This is a genomic window from Streptomyces verrucosisporus (genome assembly GCF_017114865.1).
Lineage (GTDB): Bacteria > Actinomycetota > Actinomycetes > Streptomycetales > Streptomycetaceae > Streptomyces > Streptomyces fenghuangensis.
This window is the reverse complement of record NZ_JADEYH010000021.1, coordinates 49,593-69,190: the sequence shown is the minus strand read 5'-3', so window position 1 is coordinate 69,190 and position 19,598 is coordinate 49,593. Positions and strand designations below refer to the sequence as shown.

At 71.8% G+C, this 19,598-nt stretch carries 13 protein-coding genes, 4 tRNA genes and 1 pseudogene; 12 read left to right on the top strand and 6 right to left on the bottom strand.

The features are described 5' to 3' along the window. Positions 1–6 precede the first annotated feature (6 nt). The 5 genes from IQ279_RS20860 to IQ279_RS20840 all read left to right on the top strand — a co-directional run bounded on the left by IQ279_RS20860 (position 7) and on the right by IQ279_RS20840 (position 2,748). Positions 7–1,620: a metallophosphoesterase family protein gene (locus IQ279_RS20860; protein ID WP_206350406.1), complete on the top strand. Its 1,614-nt coding sequence runs from the start codon at positions 7–9 to the stop codon at positions 1,618–1,620. Between the two features lie 102 nt (positions 1,621–1,722). Further along, positions 1,723–1,795 (top strand) — tRNA-Glu (locus IQ279_RS20855). Positions 1,796–1,833: 38 nt separating this feature from the next. After that, positions 1,834–1,908 (top strand) — tRNA-Asp (locus tag IQ279_RS20850). 4 nt (positions 1,909–1,912) lie between these two features. Beyond that, positions 1,913–1,986: transfer RNA gene (locus tag IQ279_RS20845), tRNA-Phe, on the top strand. 213 nt (positions 1,987–2,199) lie between these two features. Continuing rightward, positions 2,200–2,748 (top strand): DUF2087 domain-containing protein, encoded by a 549-nt coding sequence (locus tag IQ279_RS20840; RefSeq protein ID WP_206350404.1) that lies wholly within the window; start codon positions 2,200–2,202, stop codon positions 2,746–2,748. A 14-nt stretch (positions 2,749–2,762) separates the two neighbouring features. On the opposite strand, the gene IQ279_RS20835 is transcribed toward IQ279_RS20840, so the two are convergent. Next, positions 2,763–3,965: an ABC transporter permease gene (locus IQ279_RS20835; protein ID WP_241028465.1), complete on the bottom strand. Its 1,203-nt coding sequence runs from the start codon at positions 3,963–3,965 to the stop codon at positions 2,763–2,765. 106 nt (positions 3,966–4,071) lie between these two features. Here IQ279_RS20835 and hrpA point away from each other — a divergent pair, with 106 nt between their 5' ends. The 3 genes from hrpA (at position 4,072) to IQ279_RS28200 (ending at position 8,773) form a co-directional block, all read left to right on the top strand. Next, positions 4,072–8,109, top strand: a complete 4,038-nt coding sequence (hrpA, locus tag IQ279_RS20830) for an ATP-dependent RNA helicase HrpA (RefSeq protein ID WP_206350402.1) — start codon at positions 4,072–4,074, stop codon at positions 8,107–8,109. A 148-nt stretch (positions 8,110–8,257) separates the two neighbouring features. Continuing rightward, positions 8,258–8,332, top strand: a tRNA-Asp gene (locus IQ279_RS20825). A 132-nt stretch (positions 8,333–8,464) separates the two neighbouring features. Further along, positions 8,465–8,773 carry a DUF6274 family protein gene (locus IQ279_RS28200; protein WP_241028464.1) on the top strand — a complete coding sequence of 103 codons (309 nt, stop codon included), beginning with the start codon at positions 8,465–8,467 and terminating at the stop codon, positions 8,771–8,773. Positions 8,774–9,414: 641 nt separating this feature from the next. Here IQ279_RS28200 and bldC read toward each other — a convergent pair. Further along, positions 9,415–9,621 (bottom strand): developmental transcriptional regulator BldC, encoded by a 207-nt coding sequence (bldC, locus tag IQ279_RS20820; RefSeq protein ID WP_020869672.1) that lies wholly within the window; start codon positions 9,619–9,621, stop codon positions 9,415–9,417. A gap of 533 nt (positions 9,622–10,154) precedes the next feature. Beyond that, positions 10,155–11,015, bottom strand: coding sequence for a DUF8083 family protein (locus IQ279_RS20815; RefSeq protein WP_206350400.1), 861 nt, complete (start codon positions 11,013–11,015; stop codon positions 10,155–10,157). A 263-nt stretch (positions 11,016–11,278) separates the two neighbouring features. On the opposite strand from IQ279_RS20815, the gene IQ279_RS20810 reads away from it, so the two are divergent. Both IQ279_RS20810 and IQ279_RS20805 read left to right on the top strand, forming a co-directional pair. Beyond that, the gene (locus tag IQ279_RS20810; RefSeq protein WP_307792463.1) at positions 11,279–12,391 is read left to right on the top strand and encodes a Leu/Phe/Val dehydrogenase; all 1,113 of its coding nucleotides are present in this window, start codon (positions 11,279–11,281) and stop codon (positions 12,389–12,391) included. Positions 12,392–12,758: 367 nt separating this feature from the next. Continuing rightward, positions 12,759–13,037, top strand: coding sequence for a DUF3073 domain-containing protein (locus tag IQ279_RS20805; RefSeq protein ID WP_206350398.1), 279 nt, complete (start codon positions 12,759–12,761; stop codon positions 13,035–13,037). Positions 13,038–13,145: 108 nt separating this feature from the next. Here the strand turns inward: IQ279_RS20805 and purM are convergent, their stop codons facing one another. From purM to IQ279_RS20790, 3 genes are all read right to left on the bottom strand, one after another. Beyond that, the gene (purM, locus tag IQ279_RS20800; RefSeq protein ID WP_206350396.1) at positions 13,146–14,231 is read right to left on the bottom strand and encodes a phosphoribosylformylglycinamidine cyclo-ligase; all 1,086 of its coding nucleotides are present in this window, start codon (positions 14,229–14,231) and stop codon (positions 13,146–13,148) included. Between the two features lie 91 nt (positions 14,232–14,322). After that, the gene (gene purF, locus IQ279_RS20795; RefSeq protein ID WP_206350394.1) at positions 14,323–15,882 is read right to left on the bottom strand and encodes an amidophosphoribosyltransferase; all 1,560 of its coding nucleotides are present in this window, start codon (positions 15,880–15,882) and stop codon (positions 14,323–14,325) included. Positions 15,883–15,969: 87 nt separating this feature from the next. After that, positions 15,970–16,776 carry a maleylpyruvate isomerase family mycothiol-dependent enzyme gene (locus tag IQ279_RS20790; RefSeq protein WP_206350392.1) on the bottom strand — a complete coding sequence of 269 codons (807 nt, stop codon included), beginning with the start codon at positions 16,774–16,776 and terminating at the stop codon, positions 15,970–15,972. Positions 16,777–18,120: 1,344 nt separating this feature from the next. Between IQ279_RS20790 and IQ279_RS20785 the strand changes: the two genes are divergently transcribed. Both IQ279_RS20785 and IQ279_RS28540 read left to right on the top strand, forming a co-directional pair. After that, positions 18,121–18,624 carry a hypothetical protein gene (locus tag IQ279_RS20785; protein ID WP_241028463.1) on the top strand — a complete coding sequence of 168 codons (504 nt, stop codon included), beginning with the start codon at positions 18,121–18,123 and terminating at the stop codon, positions 18,622–18,624. A gap of 487 nt (positions 18,625–19,111) precedes the next feature. Next, positions 19,112–19,564, top strand: a pseudogene (locus tag IQ279_RS28540) (methyltransferase domain-containing protein); the annotation flags it as partial. Positions 19,565–19,598 lie beyond the last annotated feature (34 nt).

The window sequence follows — 19,598 nt, the reverse complement described above, 5'->3', positions numbered from 1 at the left end:
CACGGCATGAGCCGAGAACCCCTCCGGCCGCGCCGGGTCCCCGCCCGCCGGTTCGCAGCCGTTCCCCGTGCTCTGCGGCGCCGCTTCCGGGCGCACCGGCCCGCGCCGGTGTACTCCCTGAGCCACAACCCCCACCCGTACGCCCGCGCGTTCGCGCTGGCCGCCGTCACACTGCTCGGCGCCTGGCTGGGACTGCTCGTCGTGGGCAGCGTGAAGGCGGACGTGGGGCCGGTGGACACCCGGATGTCGCTGCGCCCCTCGCTGACCGGGGGCACCGAGATCAGCGTGCCGCCGCTCGGCGCGCTCGAGCTGGACAGCCACCTCGCCCCGCTCGCCCTGGACGTCGACATCGACCAGCTCGACCCCGAGCGCGCCCAGGCCCTGATAGACCGCCCGGAGCGGATCAGCGGCCTGGAGGAGCAGATCACCGGTGATGTGCGGTCCGGCACACGGGACCTGGCGGTGAAGGCCTCCGTCGCGGCGGTCTCCGGCGCCACGGCGCTCGGCCTGGCCGTCTACCGGCGCCCGCGGCGCGCGCTCGCGGCGGGCGGCCTCGCGCTCGCGCTCCTGGCGGCCTCCGGCGCGAGCGCCTACGCGACGTGGAACCCCAAGTCGCTGCTGGAGCCGAAGTTCTCCGGGCTGCTGGCCAGCGCGCCGAGCGTGGTGGGCAACGCGCGCAGCATCGTCACCGACTTCGACGTCTACCAGCAGGAGCTGGCGCGCCTGGTCACCAACGTCACCAAGCTCTACGACGCCACGTCCACGCTCCCCGCCTACCAGCCGGACCCCAGCACCATCCGCGTGCTGCACGTCTCCGACATCCACCTCAACCCGGCCGCGTGGCACATCGTCAGGTCGCTGGTCGAGCAGTACGACATCGCCGTGATCATCGACACGGGCGACACCATGGACCACGGCACCGCGGCCGAGAACGGCTTCCTGGACCCGGTCGAGGACCTCGGCGCGCCGTACGTGTGGGTGCGCGGCAACCACGACTCGCGCACCACCCAGGAGTACGTCGAGGAACTGGACAACACCCACGTCCTGGACGACGGGAAGCCGGTGACCGTGGGCGGTCTGCGGATCGCGGGCATCGGCGACCCGCAGTTCACCCCGGACCGCTCGGTGGTCGCCAAGGGCGACGCGGCCGAGCGCGTCGCGGGCCGGAAACTGGCCGCCTCGCTGCGCAGGAGCGAGGCGGCGGGCGAGCCGGTGCACATCGCCGCCGCGCACAACCCGATCGCGGCCCAGCAGACGGACGGCGACGTGCCCCTGGTGCTGGCCGGCCACATGCACCGGCGGGAGGCTCGGGTGATGGAGGAAGGCACCCGGCTGATGATCGAGGGTTCCACGGGCGGCGGCGGACTGCGGGCCGTGGAGGGCGACGAGCCGGAGAGGGTGATGGCCTCGGTGCTCTACCTGGACCAGGACACCAAGCGGCTCCAGGCATGGGACCAGATCACCCTGGGCGGCCTGGGCCTGACGACGGCCGAGGTCAGCCGTCATCTGCCGGAGGACGTGGAGCCGGGCAGCTCCCCGTCCCCGTCCCCCTCCGGATCGCCGTCCGATTCCCCGTCCCGGTCGCCGTCCCCGTCGCCGTCCGGGCGGGCCGCCGACTAGCCCGGCCGGGCCCCGCCGGAAATCCGTTTTGGCGATCCGTCCCGCCATCCCATATGCTTCTCACGTCCCCGACGCGCTGAGAAGCGCCCAGGTGGGCCATCAGCCCTCATCGTCTAGTGGCCCAGGACGCCGCCCTTTCAAGGCGGTAGCACGGGTTCGAATCCCGTTGGGGGCACGCACAACCTGTGCGAGACTGGTGCTCGTACATAGCTTGGTCCTGTGGAGCAGTTTGGAGTGCTCGCCACCCTGTCAAGGTGGAGGCCGCGGGTTCAAATCCCGTCAGGACCGCTGCGGCTGGGTAGCTCAGTTGGTACGAGCGTCCGCCTGAAAAGCGGAAGGTCGCCGGTTCGACCCCGGCCCCAGCCACCGCAGGTGAAAGCCCCGCTCCGGGTCTCCCGGAGCGGGGCTTTCACCGTTCCCGGGCCGATCCGTACGCCGGCGGCCCGGCATCCACCCGGTGAGCGCCCGGCGTCCCTCACCCGCTCGGGCGGCAGGCGTCGGGGGGCTTCCGCGCGTGCCACCGCCGCCGCCGCCGAAAACCGGAGGCGGTGCGGGGCCGGCCGGTGGCAGGGTGAGGGCATGACGTCCAGGGATCTCGCGGGACTGTTGGCCGAACCGCAGCGGCTGCGCGCCTTCGCCGCGCTGGTGCTGGGTGCCGGGAGCGTGCCGGAGGTGGCCGCGTCCGCCGGGCTGTCCGTGCGCGAGGCCGCGGTCGCCGTGCGGCGGCTGCGGGACGGCGGAGTCGTCCGCGGAGAGGACGGGCACGGCGGGGGCGGTGGGCTGCGCGTCGAGGCCGGGCGGTTCCGGGAGCTCGCCCGCGCCCGGAGCGCGGAGAACCGGGAGAGCCGGGAGAGCAGAGAGGCCGGGGCCGCCGGGGATCCGCTCCACCGGTCCGTACGGGACGGGCGCATCGTCCATCTGCCGGCCAGGAAGGGCCGGCGGCTGCCGGTGCTGGAGCATGTGGTGGAGCGCTCCTTCGGGGCCGGCCGCGTCTACGGCGAGCGCGAGGTGGACGAGCTGCTGCGCGCCTGGTGCGAGGGCGGGGCCACCGACCATGTGACGGTGCGGCGCTATCTGATCGACGAGTGCCTGCTCAGGCGCGAGGACGGCCGGTACTGGCGCCCCTGAGCGGACCCGCCGGGTCAGGATCCCCCGGCCCTGGAGTCGCCGGCCCGGGAGCCGCCGGCCCGGGAGCCGCCGGGCCGGCCGCCCGGATGGCGGTGGCGCAGGATCCAGAAGACGGCGCAGGAGGCGACCGCCCAGGCGGCCAGCACCAGATAGGGCTGCGCGTGCGGATGGCCCGGGAAGTAGACGGCCGTGTGCTGGGCGTTGACGGAGGCACCGGGCGGAAGCCAGCGGCCGATGGTGCCCAGTGGTGAGGGCAGCAGGGGCCAGGAGACCGCTCCCCCGGAGGAGGGGTTGCCGATGAGGACCATCAGGCCCCAGGTGGGGAGCATGGCCCAGCGGCCGATCAGGGCCTGGAACATGGTGAAGACCATGCCCGAGGTGAACATGGTCAGGGCGAGGATCGTCCAGGAGTGGACGAAGGGGAAGTCGACCGCGTTCAGCAGCCAGTCCACGGCCGCGGCGATGGCGAAGCCGCCCAGCAGCGAGTAGGCGGCCGTGAAGGCGATCCGCTCGGCGGGGTTCAGGTCCCTGGCGTGGACGCTCATCTGGATGGCCCCGATGAAGCCGGTGACCACCGCCGCGAGGGTGACGTAGAACAGGGCCAGGCCGCGCGGGTCGCCCGGGTCCAGCGGTTTGGCGTCCCGCACCGTCACCCGCAGTCCGGTCTCCTCACCCACCGATCGGGCGGCCTCGGTCAGCAGCTCGGCGACGGATGCGCCCGAGGCGCTGGAGACTTCCAGCACCGGCCGCTCCCGGTCCGGGTCGCCGGGGATGCGCAGCACGGCGAAGACCTTCTGGGACTCCAGTGCCTCGCCGGCCGCCGCGGCGGTGGGGTACTCCCGCAGTTCGAGGGAGGAGCGCAGGTCCTCGCCGATCGCGGCGGCGAACGCCTGCGCGCGCTCCCGGTTGACGGAGGCGTCCCCGGTGGCGCCGACGACCGCCACGGGGATGCGGCGCGGGGTGGGGTCGGCCATGGCGTAGGTGTACGAGCCGGCGAAGAGGCCGGCCGCGGCGGCGATGAGCAGTGACAGCACGGTGGCGGGCAGGAAGGGCGAGCCCTTGAAGCGCCGCCACAGCCCGGAGACACCCCTTCCCCGGCGGCCCTGTCCGGTCCTCTCCCCGGCGCGGGCATCATGAGAGCCGTGCGCGGTGCGCGAGCCGTCGGGCTCCTCGGTGCCCTCGGGGCCGTCGGGGAGGGGGTGGCGCCGGTCGTTCATGCGCTCACCCTAGACAGTCGTTTCGCCCATATCACCGCAAGCCGGTCACGGGGAGCGGTGAATTGATTCGCCCGGCACTCGGTGCGGGTGCGATCCTGGAGCCCGTATGTCCACTGTGTCTGATCCCAGCCTCCCCGCCGTCCTGGAGCGACTGCCCGAGCTGATGCTGCGCGACCAGCAGCGGCTCGGCCGCCGACTGGAGGGCACCCGCCGCATCCGCAAGCCGGAGGCGCGGCGTGCCGTGCTCGCGGAGATCGCCGCCGAGGTCGAGCAGGCCGAGCTGCGCGTGGCCGCCCGGCGGGACGCCGTCCCCGCGATCGACTACCCCGAGCAGCTCCCCGTCAGCCAGAAGAAGGACGAGATCCTTCAGGCGGTCCGGGACAACCAGGTCGTGATCGTCGCGGGCGAGACCGGCTCCGGCAAGACCACCCAGATCCCCAAGATCTGCCTGGAGCTCGGGCGCGGGGTGAAGGGGCTGATCGGGCACACCCAGCCGCGCCGGATCGCGGCCCGCACGGTGGCCGAGCGCGTCGCCGAGGAGCTGCGCACGCCGCTGGGCGAGGCGGTGGGCTGGAAGGTCCGCTTCACCGACCAGGTGGGCGAGGACACCCTGGTCAAGCTGATGACGGACGGCATCCTGCTGGCCGAGATCCAGACCGACCGCGAGCTGCGCCGGTACGACACGATCATCATCGACGAGGCGCACGAGCGCAGCCTCAACATCGACTTCCTGCTGGGCTACCTCGCCCGGCTGCTGCCCCGCCGCCCGGACCTCAAGGTCGTCATCACCTCCGCGACGATCGACCCCGAGCGCTTCTCCCGCCACTTCGGCGACGCACCGATCGTTGAGGTGTCCGGCCGTACGTACCCGGTGGAGGTCCGCTACCGGCCGCTGCTGGAGGAAGAGGGCGACAACCCCGACCGGGACCAGGTCACCGCGATCTGCGACGCGGTCGACGAGCTCCAGGCCGAGGGGCCGGGCGACATCCTGGTCTTCCTCTCCGGCGAGCGGGAGATCCGAGACACCGCCGACGCGCTGAACAGGAAGAATCTGCGCTCCACGGAGGTGCTGCCGCTGTACGCGCGGCTGTCGCACGCCGAGCAGCACCGGGTGTTCCAGCGACATACCGGCCGGCGGATCGTGCTGGCCACCAACGTCGCCGAGACCTCGCTGACCGTCCCCGGCATCAAGTACGTCATCGACACCGGCACCGCCCGCATCTCCCGCTACAGCCACCGCACCAAGGTCCAGCGGCTGCCGATCGAGCCGGTCTCGCAGGCCAGCGCCAACCAGCGCAAGGGCCGCTGCGGCCGCACCTCGGACGGCATCTGCGTCCGGCTGTACTCCGAGGACGACTTCCTCTCCCGGCCGGAGTTCACCGACCCGGAGATCCTGCGCACCAACCTGGCCTCCGTCATCCTCCAGATGACCGCCGCGGGGCTGGGCGACATCGAGCGCTTCCCCTTCATCGACCCGCCGGACCACCGCAGCATCAAGGCCGGTGTGCAACTGCTGGAGGAACTGGGCGCGCTCGACGCGAAGCAGAAGGACCCGCGCAAGCGCCTGACGGAGACGGGCCGGAAGCTGGCGCAGTTCCCCGTCGACCCGCGGCTGGCGCGGATGGTGCTGGAGGCCGACCGCAACGGCTGCGTCCGCGAGGTCATGGTGATCGCCGCGGCGCTGTCCATCCAGGACCCGCGCGAGCGCCCCGCCGACAAGCAGCAGCAGGCCGACCAGCAGCACGCCCGGTTCCGCGACGAGAACAGCGACTTCCTCGCCCTGCTCAACCTGTGGCGCTACGTGCGCGAGCGGCAAAAAGAGCTGTCCTCCTCGGCCTTCCGCCGGATGTGCAGGTCCGAGTTCCTCAACTACCTGCGCATACGGGAGTGGCAGGACATCTACGTCCAGCTCCGCCAGGTCGCCAAGTCCATGGGCGTCCACATGAACGACCAGGACGCGGACGCCGACCGCGTCCACCAGTCCCTGCTGGCGGGCCTGCTGTCGCACATCGGGCTCAAGGAGGTCAAGGAGAGCGGGAAGAGCTCCCCGGGCGAGGGCGGTCGGGAGAGCGCCAAGGGCAACGAGTACCTGGGCGCGCGCAGCGCGAAGTTCGCCGTCTTCCCCGGCTCCGCGCTGTTCAGGAAGCCGCCGCGCTGGATCATGTCGGCCGAGCTGGTGGAGACCTCGCGGCTGTGGGCGCGGGTCAACGCGAAGATCGACCCGGACTGGATCGAACCGCTCGCCGGCCATCTGGTCAAGCGCACCTACAGCGAGCCGCACTGGGAGCAGAAGCAGGCGGCGGTGATGGCCTACGAGAAGGTGACGCTGTACGGCGTGCCCGTCGTGGCCCAGCGCAAGGTGAACTACGGGCGCATCGACCCCGAGACCTGCCGCGAGCTGTTCATCCGCAACGCCCTGGTGGAGGGCGACTGGCGCACCCACCACCAGTTCTTCCACGACAACCGCAGGCTGCTGGGCGAGGTGGAGGAGCTGGAGCACCGGGCCCGCCGCCGCGACATCCTCGTCGACGACGAGACGCTGTTCGACTTCTACGACCGGCGCGTGCCCGAACACGTCGTCTCCGGCGCGCACTTCGACTCCTGGTGGAAGCGCAAACGCCAGGAGGAGCCGGACCTGCTCAACTTCGAGAAGTCCATGCTCATCAACGAGCGGGCCGGGCAGGTCACCAAGGACGACTACCCCGACTCCTGGCACCAGGGCAGGCTGCGTTTCCGGGTGACGTACCAGTTCGAGCCGGGCGCGGACGCCGACGGCGTCACCGTCCACGTCCCCCTCCAGGTGCTCAACCAGGTCTCCTCGGAGGGCTTCGACTGGCAGATCCCCGGGCTGCGCGCGGATCTGGTCACCGAGCTGATCCGCTCGCTGCCCAAGCCGGTCCGCCGCAACTACGTCCCCGCCCCCGACTTCGCCCGGCGCTTCCTGGACACCGTCTCCGGAAGTGACGGCGGCATCCCGCAGGAGACGCTGAACGAGCCGCTGACGGCCGTGCTGGCGCGGGGGCTGACGCGGATGACGGGGGTGCGGGTGGCCCCCGAGGACTTCGACCCGTCCAGGGTCCCCGACCATCTGAAGATCACCTTCCGGGTGGTGGACGAGCGGCGCCGCAAGGTCTCCGGCGACGCCGAGAGCAAGGACCTGGAGGAGCTGAGGGACGCTCTGCGCCCGCGCACCCGGGCCGCGCTGTCCAAGGCGTTCGACTCCGCCCGGGACAAGGGCGGCGACGGCGCCGGCGGCGGTCTGGAGCAGCGCACCGGGCTGACCTCCTGGACCGTCGGCGCCCTGCCGCGCACCTTCGAGACGCGGCGGGCCGGCCAGCCGGTCAGGGCGTACCCGGCGCTGGTGGACGACGGCGCATCGGTGTCGGTGAGGCTCTTCGACACCGAGGACGAACAGGGCGAGGCGATGTGGCGCGGCACGCGCCGGCTGATCCTGCTCAACCTCCCGTCCAATCCGGCCAAGTTCGCCCAGTCCAAGCTCACCAACCAGGACCGGCTCTCCCTCGCCGCCTCCCCGCACGGCAGCGTCCAGGCGCTGTTCGACGACTGCGTGACGGCCGCCGCGGACCGGCTGATCTCGGCGCACGGCGGCCCGGCCTGGAACGAGGAGGGCTTCCGCAAGCTCTTCGACGCCGTGCGCGCCGACATCACCGACGCGACGGTGGCGACGGTGCGGCAGGTGCGCGAGGTGCTCGCCGCCCGGCAGTCGTGCGAGCGCCGGATGAAGTCGCCGCCGCTGTCGGGCAGTCCGACGCTGGCGCCGAACCTGGCGGATGTGCGGCAGCAGCTCACCGAGCTGGTCGGACCGGGTTTCGTGACCGCCCACGGCGCCCGGCGCCTGCCGGACCTGCTGCGCTATCTGACGGCCGTGGACCGCCGCCTGCAGCAGCTCCCCACCAATGCCGAACGGGACCGCGCCCGGATGGCGAAGGTGAAGGAGATGCGGGACGAGTACGAGTGGCTGCTGGAGCAGTTCCCGAAGGGGCGGCCGGTGCCGCGGGAGGCGCGTGAGATCCGCTGGATGCTCGAGGAGCTGCGGGTCAGCTACTTCGCGCACGCCCTGGGGACGGCGTACCCGGTCTCGGACAAGCGCATCGTGAAGGCGGTGGACGCGGCGGCGCCGTAGCGGGGCCGGCGCGGCAGGCAGCGGCGCGGCAGGGAGCGGTAGCGGTAGCGGTAGCGGTAGCGGGACTGAGAGTGAGTTCGCTTTGTGTCCCTGAGCTGCTGTAGAGTCCTTCTCGCAGCTCGGGCAGCGCCCGGCGCTGCGGCTTCCAGGTCCTGTGGAGCAGTTTGGAGTGCTCGCCACCCTGTCAAGGTGGAGGCCGCGGGTTCAAATCCCGTCAGGACCGCATCGAGTGGCCCGGATCCCCCGTGGATCCGGGCCACTGACCGTTTTGCGCGCCCCTGGGCGTCCCCGGCGTGCAAGCCGTCTTGACGGCTCCTCAGGCCGCGGGTACCTCTGCTAGAGGGAGGTGGGCGCGATGCCGACGACTCCGAGGTATCCGCGGCACGAGACACGGGCCCTGCTACGGGCCCATCTGTCCGCCGCGACGCGTTACGGCCACGCCACCCGGCACTGCCCGGTCTGCCACCGGTTGCAGCGGCTGGCGATGGAGCCCGCGGGCGAGCGTCCCGGCGGGCAGCCCCCGGCCGCCCCCTCCGTCCCGCACCCGGAACCGCCCGTACGGCCTGTGCGGTCCGTACGGCCTGTGCGGTCCGTACGGCCCGGGGAGGGCCCCGAGCCGCCCGCCGCGCCCGCGGAGGGCCGGCCGGGCCCCTGCGGGCCCTGAGCCGGGTCTGAGAGGCCCTCCGCCCCCGGCACCGCCGAGACACCGCCCCGCGGCCGGACGGCGGCCCGGCGGCGCACGGGAGGCGGCCCGGCGGCGCACCGGCGCCCGACCGGAGGTCCGATTGCGGGGCGTCGTACGCTTATTTCCCATTACCGTACGGTAGTTGGGACGTGCAAGACCCGTGCGATGTGACGGGAGTCACCGAATCGGTTGATCAGAGGGAGGAATTTAACCCCTTCCTACATTGGGTAAATTTAATATGTGCCATTGCACTGCACCCGGGCGCCCCTCCCGGTGCCTCCGCGCGCCCCCCACACGGGGCTCCCCCGAGGACTTCGAACAGGCCTCAGAGCACCTCCCGGCACCCCCTGCACCTCCGGCCGGCGCGGTGAACCGGGCACGGAACAGGCCGGGTTGGCCGTACGCGAAGGCCCCCCGGCCGGAGCCGAAGCTCCGGCCGGGGGGCCTTCGTGCGCGTCACGGCGCGCGGGCGCGAGGGGGTACGTAAGATCGCGCTGGGCCCGGCGGAGCCCAGCGCGATCGACGTTCAGGCCGTGTGGGGGACACCGACCCGAAAGGTGTTGCCGAGTCGGGCGGCGAAGCGGGGTGGGGGCCCCGTCACGCCCGATTCATGGGGTTGTTCAGCCCTCGCTGCGCTGCTGCGGGATGCCCGCGAGCAGGGCGCGCACCTCCGCCTCGCGGTAGCGGCGGTGCCCTCCGAGCGTGCGGATGGACGTGAGCTTGCCTGCCTTGGCCCAGCGCGTGACCGTCTTCGGGTCCACACGGAACATGGTGGCGACCTCAGCCGGGGTCAGCAGCGGCTCGGCATCAGGGGTGCGAGCGGTCATGAGCGGCCTCCTCGGGAGAACCGAACCATCACGGTTCTTTCCTCTAAATTCTGCACCTTGACCCGCGTTGCCCGAAATGGCGGACGCGGGCCGAGTCGGTTATAGGACGAACGGCTTGTCCTCGGCACTACAACTACACCATCTGTCCAGCCACGTCGGCCAAACCGACGGAATTGCCCTCTCAGGTGTCCAACCTCAACGGAAGCCGATGGACCGTGCCATAACGGACGGTCACACCATCGTGACGATCGGTTACAACGTGAGCGGACCTCTCCAGCCCCCTGGAAAGGATCGCAATACCGATGGATCCGACCTTAGTTGGACGGATGAAGCCCCCTCCAGACTCCTTGTCCTATTTTGGCATGAGAGATGCCCTTCAGGGCAAGACCCCGGTAAGTGCGGTCGGTCACCTTGGGGCATCCTCGGCCCGAAGGACCGGAACGGGCCGGAACGGGCCGGAACGGGCCGGAACGGGCCCGGTTCACGGCGCACGGGGCGTCCGCCGGTGACCGGTCCCGCCCGCGCGGGACGCCTCAGCTGGCCATCCCGCGGTGCCGTACCGCCCGCCAGCGCTCGGTCAGCCGCTCGTAGACGGCGCTCGCGCGCTCGCCGTCGCCCTCCCGCAGCGCCGCCAGCCCCTCCGCGGTGTCGGCCGCGGAGTGGTCCGAGGCGAGCTGCTCCTCCGGGAGGGTATACACCAGTCCGCCGTAGTCCAGTTCGACCATCGAACGCGGGTGGAACTCCTCCAGCCATCTCCCCACGTCCACCAGCCCGTCGATCAGCGGGCTGTCCTCAAGCTCCTCGCGCAGCACCTTCAGCGCACGCGCCACCCGCCGCCGCGCCTGCACCATCGGGGTGCGGTAGCGCAGGACGGCCCCCTCTCCCGCGCCGTCGCCGGCGGCGTCCGCCGCCTTGCCGTACTCGCGCTCCTCGTCCGCGAAGAGCACGAACCAGCGCACCGGGACGTGCCAGGTGGCCGAGCGGATCCACGGCCGGGCGTCCGGGTTCCGCTCCCGCCAGCGGTCGTAGTCCGCCGCGGCCTCGCGCCGCACCACCGGCGGCACCGCAGCGTCCAGCACCGGCGCCGGCAGTTCGTCGCCGAGCCCGGCCAGCGCCTGCCAGCCCCGCAGCCTGGTCCGCCAGGGGCAGACGCACAGCACCCCGTCCACCTCGGCAACGAAGGCGTCCGCGCTCTCGCGCACCGGCACCACCACGGGCGGCACCGGCAGCAGGTCCGCCAGCGACCGGCGCAGCTCGTCCTGCGCCCCGGGCAGGACGCCGCGGCGGGCGTAGCGGGCCCAGTGGGAGCGCTCCGGCTCGGGGAAGGCGGCCAGCGGCTCGTAGACCCGCAGGTAGGAGGCGTACGGGACGACCACCGGAGTAGTGAGGGCCAAGGGTTTCTTCCTCCCGGAGCAGCGGGCCGAGGGGGCGGACAACGGCAGTTCAATACCCTGATCGTGGCACCGCAACTGCACACCCGTACTCCCGGGGCCCGTCAGGCCGTACCCTCATGCCAACCGGCCCGCCCCGCATCCCGCCGCCACAAGCGGGAGGATGCTGGAAGGGCACCCTTCCGCGACATACAGGAGTCACCACCGTGACTGACGTACGTCCCGCCGTCGGCGTCGGCGGACACCGAGACGGACCGGAGAGCGCCGTGAGCGCGCAGCACGACACCGGTTCGGTCCTGCACACCCTGTTCCACTCCGAGCAGGGCGGTCATGAGCAGGTCGTCCTCTGCCAGGACCGGGAGACCGGTCTGAAGGCGGTCATCGCCATCCACTCCACGGCCCTGGGCCCGGCTCTGGGCGGCACCCGCTTCCACGCCTACGCCTCCGAGGAGAACCCGGAGGAGGCCGCGGTGAAGGACGCCCTCAACCTCGCCCGCGGCATGTCGTACAAGAACGCGCTCGCCGGGCTGGACCACGGCGGCGGCAAGGCCGTGATCATCGGCGACCCCGGCCAGCACAAGACCGAGGCCCTGCTGGAGGCCTACGGCCGCTTCGTCGACTCCCTCGGCGGCCGCTACGTCACCGCCTGCGACGTCGGCACCTACGTCCAGGACATGGACGTGGTCTCGCGCGCCTCCCGCTGGGTGACCGGCCGCTCCCCCGAGAACGGCGGCGCCGGCGACTCCTCCGTGCTCACCGCCTTCGGCGTCTACCAGGGCATGCGCGCCAGCGCGAAGCACCTGTGGGGCGACCCCTCGCTGCGCGGCCGGAAGGTCGGCGTCGCGGGCATCGGCAAGGTCGGCCGCCACCTGGTGGGCCACCTGCTCGAGGAGGGCGCCGAGGTCCTGGTCACGGACGTGCGCCCCGAGGCGGTCGAGCAGATCACGGCCGCGCACCCGGAGGTGGTGGCGGTCGCCGACACCGACGCGCTGATCCGCACCGAGGGCCTGGACGTGTACGCGCCCTGCGCGCTCGGCGGGGCCCTGAACGACGAGACCGTCCCCGTGCTGACCGCGAAGGTGGTCTGCGGCGCGGCCAACAACCAGCTCGCCCACCCGGGCGTCGAGAAGGACCTCGCCGACCGGGGCATCCTCTACGCGCCCGACTACGTGGTGAACTCCGGCGGCGTGATCCAGGTCGCGGACGAGCTCCACGGCTTCGACTTCGCGCGCGCGAAGGCAAAGGCCGAGAAGATCCACGGAACCACGCTGGCGATCTTCGAGCGCGCCGCCGCCGACGGCGTGCCGCCGGCGGTGGCGGCCGACCGCATCGCCGAGCAGCGGATGGCCGAGGCCCGCAAGGCCGGCGCCGCGAGCTGAGCCGGCCGCTCCGGCCCGGCGTTTCCGGCCCGGCGGCTCCGCCCGCCGGGCCGACCCGGACACCCTGACCCAGCGCCCATCAAGGAGTGACCGGTAGTAACGATCGGCGGGGGAGAAATCCCTCACCACCCCTGGGCGGGTGACCGGACGGACAGAAGGTAAAATCGTCACTGACCAGCGAGGAAATGGTCACCAGGCAGGGCGGGCACCGGCCGTGTCGTGCGGGCGGCGTACCGTACGGCCACGGAAGCAGGTACCGTTGAAGCTCCACGGACGGTCTCTCGATCGAATCGAGAGTCCGCTCCGCATCGTGAACGCGTGTCAAGACTCTGGGGCCGTTGAGCCCCGTCGTTGAGGGGGTCGAGCCATGGGGCGCGGCCGGGCCAAGGCCAAGCAGACGAAGGTCGCCCGCCAGCTGAAGTACAACAGCGGTGGGACTGATCTCGCACGCCTGGCCGAGGAGCTGGGCGCATCGACATCGAGTCAGCCGCCGAACGGCGAGCGGTTCGAGGACGATGAGCTGGACGACCCGTACGCACGGTACGCGGATCTGTACAACGACGATGACGAGGACGCGGAGGGCGACGACCATCCGGTCGACTCCCGCGGGTCCTCCTCACCGTCGAACCACCGACGCCGAGCCTGAGGACGTCGTCGTCCACTGAACAAAGCGGTCTCATACCGATAGCGGTCATCACCCGGTCCGGCCACCGCCGGACCGGGTTTTGGTCCTGTCCGCGCCCGCGCCCGCCGCTCAGGCCGCGTAGTCCCCGGTGAGGGCGACGGCCTCGCCGCGGTCGCCGCGTTCGGCGACCTCGCCGGCGACCCAGGCGTCCACACCGCGCTCGCGCAGCAGGGACAGCGTCGCGCCGACCGACTCCTGCGGGACGACGGCGACCATGCCGACGCCCATGTTGAGGGTCTTCTCCAGCTCCGCGCGCTCGACCCCGCCCAGCTCGCCGACCGTCCGGAAGACCGGGGCCGGGCTCCAGGTGGAGCGGTCCACCGTGGCGTGCAGTCCGTCGGGCACGACACGCGCGAGGTTGCCGGCCAGTCCGCCCCCGGTGATGTGCGAGAAGGCGTGCACCTCGGTGGCCCTCGTCAGCGCCAGGCAGTCCAGCGAGTAGATCTTGGTGGGCTCCAGCAGCTCCTCGCCCAGCGTGCGGCCGAAGTCCTCGACGTGGCGGTCCGGCGACCAGCCGGCGCGGTCGAAGAACACATGCCGCACCAGCGAGTACCCGTTGGAGTGAAGACCGGAGGCGCCCATCGCGACGACCGCGTCGCCCGGGCGGATGCGGTCCGCGCCCAGGATCTCGTCGGCCTCCACGACGCCCGTGCCCGCGCCCGCCACGTCGTACTCCTCCGGGCCCATCAGCCCGGGGTGCTCGGCCGTCTCGCCGCCGACCAGGGCGCAGCCCGCCAGGACGCAGCCCTCGGCGATGCCCTTGACGATGGAGGCGACCCGCTCGGGGACGACCTTGCCCACGCTGATGTAGTCGGTCATGAACAGCGGCTCGGCGCCGCAGACCACCAGGTCGTCCACGACCATCGCCACCAGGTCGTGGCCGATGGTGTCGTGGACGCCCATCTTCTGCGCGACGGCGACCTTGGTGCCCACGCCGTCGGTGGCCGAGGCCAGCAGCGGGCGCCGGTAGCCCTTCAGCGCGGACGCGTCGAACAGGCCCGCGAAGCCGCCGAGCGCACCGATGCTCTCGGGCCGGCGGGCCTTGCCCACCCACTCCTTCATCAGCGTGACGGCGCGGTCGCCCGCCTCGATGTCCACTCCGGCGGCGGCGTAGCTCGCGCCCTGGCCGGCCGGGGTCGGGTTGGTGGAGGTCATGGTCTTCCTCTGGGACGGACGGTGGCCCGGTGGCTCACCGGACGGTCGGCGGCTGCCGGCTCGCCGGACGGCCGCCGGCGAGCCGACGGGATCAGGGCCTGCGCAGCGCGTCGGCCGCGCCGGGGCCCGCGAGCATGCTCCGCACCCCGTCGGGGTCGGCGCCGACGGTCTCGGCGGTCTCGGACTCCAGCAGGTGCTTGCCCAGCAGCCCGGGGTCCGGCAGCTCCATCGGGTACTCGCCGTCGAAGCAGGCCCGGCACAGGTTCGGCTTGGCGATGGTGGTCGCCTCGACCATGCCCTCCAGCGAGATGTACGCCAGGGAGTCGGCCCCCAGCGAGGTGCCGATCTCCTCGACCGACAGGCCGTTGGCGATCAGCTCGGCGCGGGTGGCGAAGTCGATGCCGAAGAAGCACGGCCACTTGATGGGCGGCGAGCTGATCCGCACGTGCACCTCGGCCGCGCCCGCCTCGCGCAGCATCCGCACCAGGGCGCGCTGGGTGTTGCCGCGGACGATCGAGTCGTCGACGACCACCAGGCGCTTGCCGCGGATGACCTCCTTGAGGGGGTTGAGCTTGAGGCGGATGCCGAGCTGGCGGATGGTCTGCGAGGGCTGGATGAACGTCCGGCCCACGTAGGAGTTCTTGACCAGACCGCTGCCGTACGGGATGCCGCTGGCCTCGGCGTAGCCGACCGCGGCCGGGGTGCCGGATTCCGGGGTCGCTATGACAAGGTCCGCGTCGGCCGGAGCCTCGGCGGCCAGCCGGCGGCCCATCTCCACGCGGGAGAGGTAGACGTTGCGGCCCGCGATGTCGGTGTCGGGGCGCGCGAGGTAGACGTACTCGAAGACGCAGCCCTTCGGCTTCGCTTCCGCGAAGTGCTGGGTGCGCAGCCCGTCCTCGTCGATGGCGACCATCTCGCCGGGCTCGATCTCCCTGATGAAGGAGGCGCCGACGATGTCCAGGGCCGCGGTCTCGGAGGCCACCACCCAGCCGCGCTCCAGCCGGCCGAGCACCAGCGGGCGTATGCCCTGCGGGTCGCGGGCGGCGTAGAGGGTGTGCTCGTCCATGAAGACCAGGCTGAACGCGCCCTTGACCTTCGGCAGGACCGCGGGGGCGGCCTGCTCGACGGTGAGCGGCTTGCCGTCCTCGTCCACCTGGCCCGCCAGCAGGGCGGTGACCAGGTCGGTGTCGTTGGTGGCGGCGACCTGGGTGGCCCGGCCGCCCGTGCTGGGCAGCGCGGCGACCATCTCGGCCAGCTCGGCGGTATTGACCAGGTTGCCGTTGTGGCCCAGCGCGATCGAGCCCTGGGCGGTGGCCCGGAAGGTGGGCTGGGCGTTCTCCCACACCGATGCGCCGGTGGTGGAGTAACGCGCGTGGCCGACCGCGATGTGGCCCCTCAGGGAGCCGAGGGAGGTTTCGTCGAAGACCTGGGAGACCAGGCCCATGTCCTTGAAGACGAGGATCTGGGAGCCGTTGCTCACCGCGATGCCCGCGGACTCCTGTCCCCGGTGCTGCAGCGCGTACAGCCCGAAATAGGTGAGCTTGGCGACCTCTTCCCCCGGGGCCCAGACTCCGAAGACGCCGCAGGCGTCCTGGGGGCCCTTCTCTCCGGGGAGCAGGTCGTGGTTGAGTCGTCCGTCACCACGTGGCACGCCACCGAGTCTAGGACAGGTCCCGCGGTGCTCAGTACCCGGGACCGCCGCTCCCCCGTGCCCCCGGCGGCCTCTTACCGCAGGTCATCACTCCAGTACGGGGAGGTGATCGCGCAGATCCGCGCGCTCGCCGCTCGCTGTGAGATGCGCCGCATCCAGCTCCTTGAGCCACTCGGTGCGCCCGGTCGCCAGCCGGATCCAGGTCAGCGGATCGGTCTCCACCACGTTCGGCGGGGTGCCCCGGGTGTGCCGCGGACCCGCCACGCACTGGACGACCGCGAAGGGCGGGATCCGCACCTCCACCGAGGCGCCGGGCGCCTTGGCGGCCAGCGCGTCCGCCAGCAGCCGCACGGTCGTCGCCAGGGCCTGGCGGACCGGCGGGACGCGTACGCCGGTGGCCCGGGTGAGGTCGTCGCTGTGCACCACCAGCTCCAGCAGGCGGGTCACGGTGAAGTCCAGCGCCCGCATCGCGCCGAAGGAGTGCGGCAGCAGCACGTCCGCGCGCACCGCCTGCTCCAGCACCGGCTCCAGCTCCTCGACGGCCTCGTCCACCGCGCGGGCCGCGTCCTCCTCGTACGCCCGCGCGTGCCTGCGGGTCGCCTCGTCCAGCTCGTGGGCGGCGCCGGCCACGGACACCGCCCAGGCGTTCAGGTCCGTCTGCGGCGCGGCGGCCCGGGGCGGGGGCTCGGCGAGCAGCCGGGGCACCGCCTCGATCTGCCCGGCGATGTGGACCACCAGATGGCGTACGTCCCAGCCGGGCAGCCCGGAGGGCCGGGCCAGCTGGTCGGGGGTGAGGCCGTGCACGGCGTTGCGCACGGCCTCCACCTGCCCGATGAGCCCGGCCCGCACCAGGGCCGGGTCGTACGTCCTGGGCTTGCGCTTCACCGGAGGCATGGCGTCAGAGTAGAACGCCGCGTGGCCGGAACAGGCGGTTACCCACCGGTCGGGGCGGCTCGGCCGACGCTCATACGGACCGGCTCCACCCATGGGCGCGGAGACTGTGCCACCGCCACAGCACGTGCGCATCGGACTCCGCCGACCGGTCCCCGGCTGCCCGCGCCCGGTCCCGGTCGCGTTCGTACCGGTCGCAGTGAGCGCATCCGCCCACCGGTACGGCATCCGGCAGCGGCAGACCGACGTGGACCGGCGTGGAAATCGTCGCCGGTGTCGTCTCAGAAGCAGCCGGGCGATGCCCGGCTCGGAACGGACGCCGGGGCCGGCGGCCCGGGCGGCCGGCCCCCGATCGGGCCGGCCAGCCGAGGGTCTGTTTCATGAGCCGGAAGGTGTGCTCAAGGTCGAATCCGCGGAGGAAGGCCTGCCACCAGTGCTCCACGTCCGCCGGTGTCGAACGCCTCGCCCGCGGGCGTGTGGACCGGGAGACTCATACACAGCGGCCGTTCTCTCGTGCTTCGTGACTCGACATCTCGAAGCCTGGAGAACGGCCGCCTCCGCTGTCGCGGGAAGAACCACAGATCAGCAGGCCGGGTGACAGACGAGGTCAAACGACAAGCTCAGCGCCGTATGCGCGGCCAGACTTCGAGGAACCGCTCCGAAGGGACGCCTCATACGCCGCCGGGGCGGTGTTTCGCCTGTGCCGGGTGCGAGGGCTGAGACGCCATCCGCTTTCCGAACGTGGTCGGTTGGTTCGGGGTGGGTGGGCATGAACTCCGTTCAGGGACGGGAGAGATGGGTGTGGTTCGTCCGCTCGTCTGGCTCGTGGAGGTGGCTGGTGCCGTCGGTGCTTGGTCTGCTGGAGGCCCGGGAGAAAAGGGTCCGGGAAGAGATCGCGGGGTTGCGGGAGGAGGCCGAGCGGGTGCAGGCCGCGCTCGGGGATGCGGAACGCTCGCTTCAGCGGCTGGTGGATGCCCGGGCGACGATGGCCGAGGTGCTGGCCGAGCCGTCTTCGTCAGTAGCGGAGCCGGAGCGGGGCGCGATGGCGGGTTCGCCGCGTTGCCGAACCTGTGCGCGAGGCAGTCACACGATGGGGACGACGGGTTGGACTCCACGCACGCGAGCGCGAAAGACTGCGGCAACAGGGCCTCCTGGCGCTTGGTTTGGTTCGCACCCCCGAGCTACCAAGAGGCCCTGCTGTCATGCGCTGACTCTCGCGCGATCACCCGATCAGGAACCCTGTTCGACCAGAGCAACCCCGTGGTCGATAAGCGGATGGTGTCTGAGTGGAATCGGTGGTTTGGGCGGCGGAGGAGTCAGCGGTGCCACTACGCTCCTGATACCGCAATGATCACCAGAGAGGACATCATGCGAAAGATCGGGCTGGTCGCGGCTTCGGTGGTTGCTGCGGTGGGAGGACTGACCGCTTGCTCCGACTCCGGGGACTCCACCGACACGGAGAAGGCCCCCGCTGCCACGGCGGAGGAGTCGGCGGAGGCGGCCGGATCCTCCGGTGTGGAGGCGGAGGCCGGAGAGGGTGGCGCGGGGCGGGACGTGGAGATCACCGCGTCCGGAGTGCGGGACCACGACACGTGGGGTGAGAACGCCTACGTGGTGGAATACCGGATCACCAACAGCGGCGAGGAGGCCGCGAACTATTTCGTCGGACTGGAGTTCCTGGACGCCGATGGTGACGTGCTGGGCTCGACAGGGGTGACGGCGGACAAGCTCGGCCCGGGCAAGTCCAAGAAGGGCGAGACCGCTCCCCTGGATGTGGAGATCGAGAACGGGGAGCTGGCGGACATCAGGGATGTACGGGTGGCCATGGTGGACCGGACGCCGGCCACGTAGGTCACATCCCGGTGGTCGCCTTGAGGGGGTCGCGCATCAGGGCGGCGAAGACGGGCGGGTCGGGAAACGGCTGCTGTCGGCCGATCCCCTGGTAAACCCGGGACTCGTACACGGCCTTCAGCCGGCCGTCCGCCCGCTGACACGCTCCACCAGGCCGGCAGCGTGACGAAGACCGAGCGAGCGCCCGACCCGCTGGGCTGCGCCTGCCTGACCGTGAAGGCCAGCCCCGGTGTCCTCCTCGTCGTGTCGCTGATCATCAGCCCTGCCGTCTGGTGGCTGTGGCCGCTCGCCGCGCTCGCACTCGGCGGTTGGAGGAGATGTGCGCTTCGCGCACATCTCCTCCCCGTGAGGGGCCCGCACGGGCGCGGGCCACCGGCAGTTGGACGAGACGTCACCGTTTCCCCTGGCTCCCGAGTGGCGGGCAGCGGTTGAAGGAGTCCCCCGCCATCTGTTTCTTCCCGAGAAGGTGTGGCTGGGGGACGACCTCATGCCGTACGAGCGCGGTGAGGCTCCGGACGTCCGGCTCGGCGCTGCCTACGCGGACGAGCCCGTGGTGACACAGGTCAACGATGGAGCCGATCCGGGCGACGGCGACCGCTGGGCGTCATGCTCCGCCTCCGCCCCGTCCATCGTTGTGCGCCTGCTCCACATGGCGAAGCCGTACGGCACGGAGCGGGTGCTGGAGGTGGGAACGGGGACCGGATGGAACGCCGCTCTTCCGGCCCATCGGCTCGGGCCGGACCCGGTGACCACCGTGGAAGTGGACCCGGCCCTGGCCGACCAAGCGGTGAGGAACCTGAAGGTCGCCGGCGTGGAGCCGCGCGTCGTCACCGGCGATGGAGCCGAAGGGTGTCCGGAGCGTGCGCCGTACGACCGCATCGTGGCCACCTGCTCCGTCCGGGAGATTCCGCGTCCGTGGCTTTCCCAGGTTGTGCCCGGGGGCCTCATCCTTCCCCGGCTGCGTGACGTCTGGT

Excerpts from the sequence above, each read along its gene's own strand:
- IQ279_RS20860 (WP_206350406.1), top strand. The coding sequence starts at position 7 with ATGAGCCGAGAACCCCTCCGGCCGCGCCGGGTCCCCGCCCGCCGGTTC.
- IQ279_RS20835 (WP_241028465.1), bottom strand. The coding sequence starts at position 3,965 with ATGAACGACCGGCGCCACCCCCTCCCCGACGGCCCCGAGGGCACCGAG.
- IQ279_RS20790 (WP_206350392.1), bottom strand. The coding sequence starts at position 16,776 with ATGCCTCCGGTGAAGCGCAAGCCCAGGACGTACGACCCGGCCCTGGTG.
- IQ279_RS20840 (WP_206350404.1), top strand. The coding sequence starts at position 2,200 with ATGACGTCCAGGGATCTCGCGGGACTGTTGGCCGAACCGCAGCGGCTG.
- IQ279_RS28200 (WP_241028464.1), top strand. The coding sequence starts at position 8,465 with ATGCCGACGACTCCGAGGTATCCGCGGCACGAGACACGGGCCCTGCTA.
- IQ279_RS20785 (WP_241028463.1), top strand. The coding sequence starts at position 18,121 with ATGATCACCAGAGAGGACATCATGCGAAAGATCGGGCTGGTCGCGGCT.
- purM (WP_206350396.1), bottom strand. The coding sequence starts at position 14,231 with ATGACCTCCACCAACCCGACCCCGGCCGGCCAGGGCGCGAGCTACGCC.
- bldC (WP_020869672.1), bottom strand. The coding sequence starts at position 9,621 with ATGACCGCTCGCACCCCTGATGCCGAGCCGCTGCTGACCCCGGCTGAG.
- IQ279_RS20805 (WP_206350398.1), top strand. The coding sequence starts at position 12,759 with ATGGGGCGCGGCCGGGCCAAGGCCAAGCAGACGAAGGTCGCCCGCCAG.
- hrpA (WP_206350402.1), top strand. The coding sequence starts at position 4,072 with ATGTCCACTGTGTCTGATCCCAGCCTCCCCGCCGTCCTGGAGCGACTG.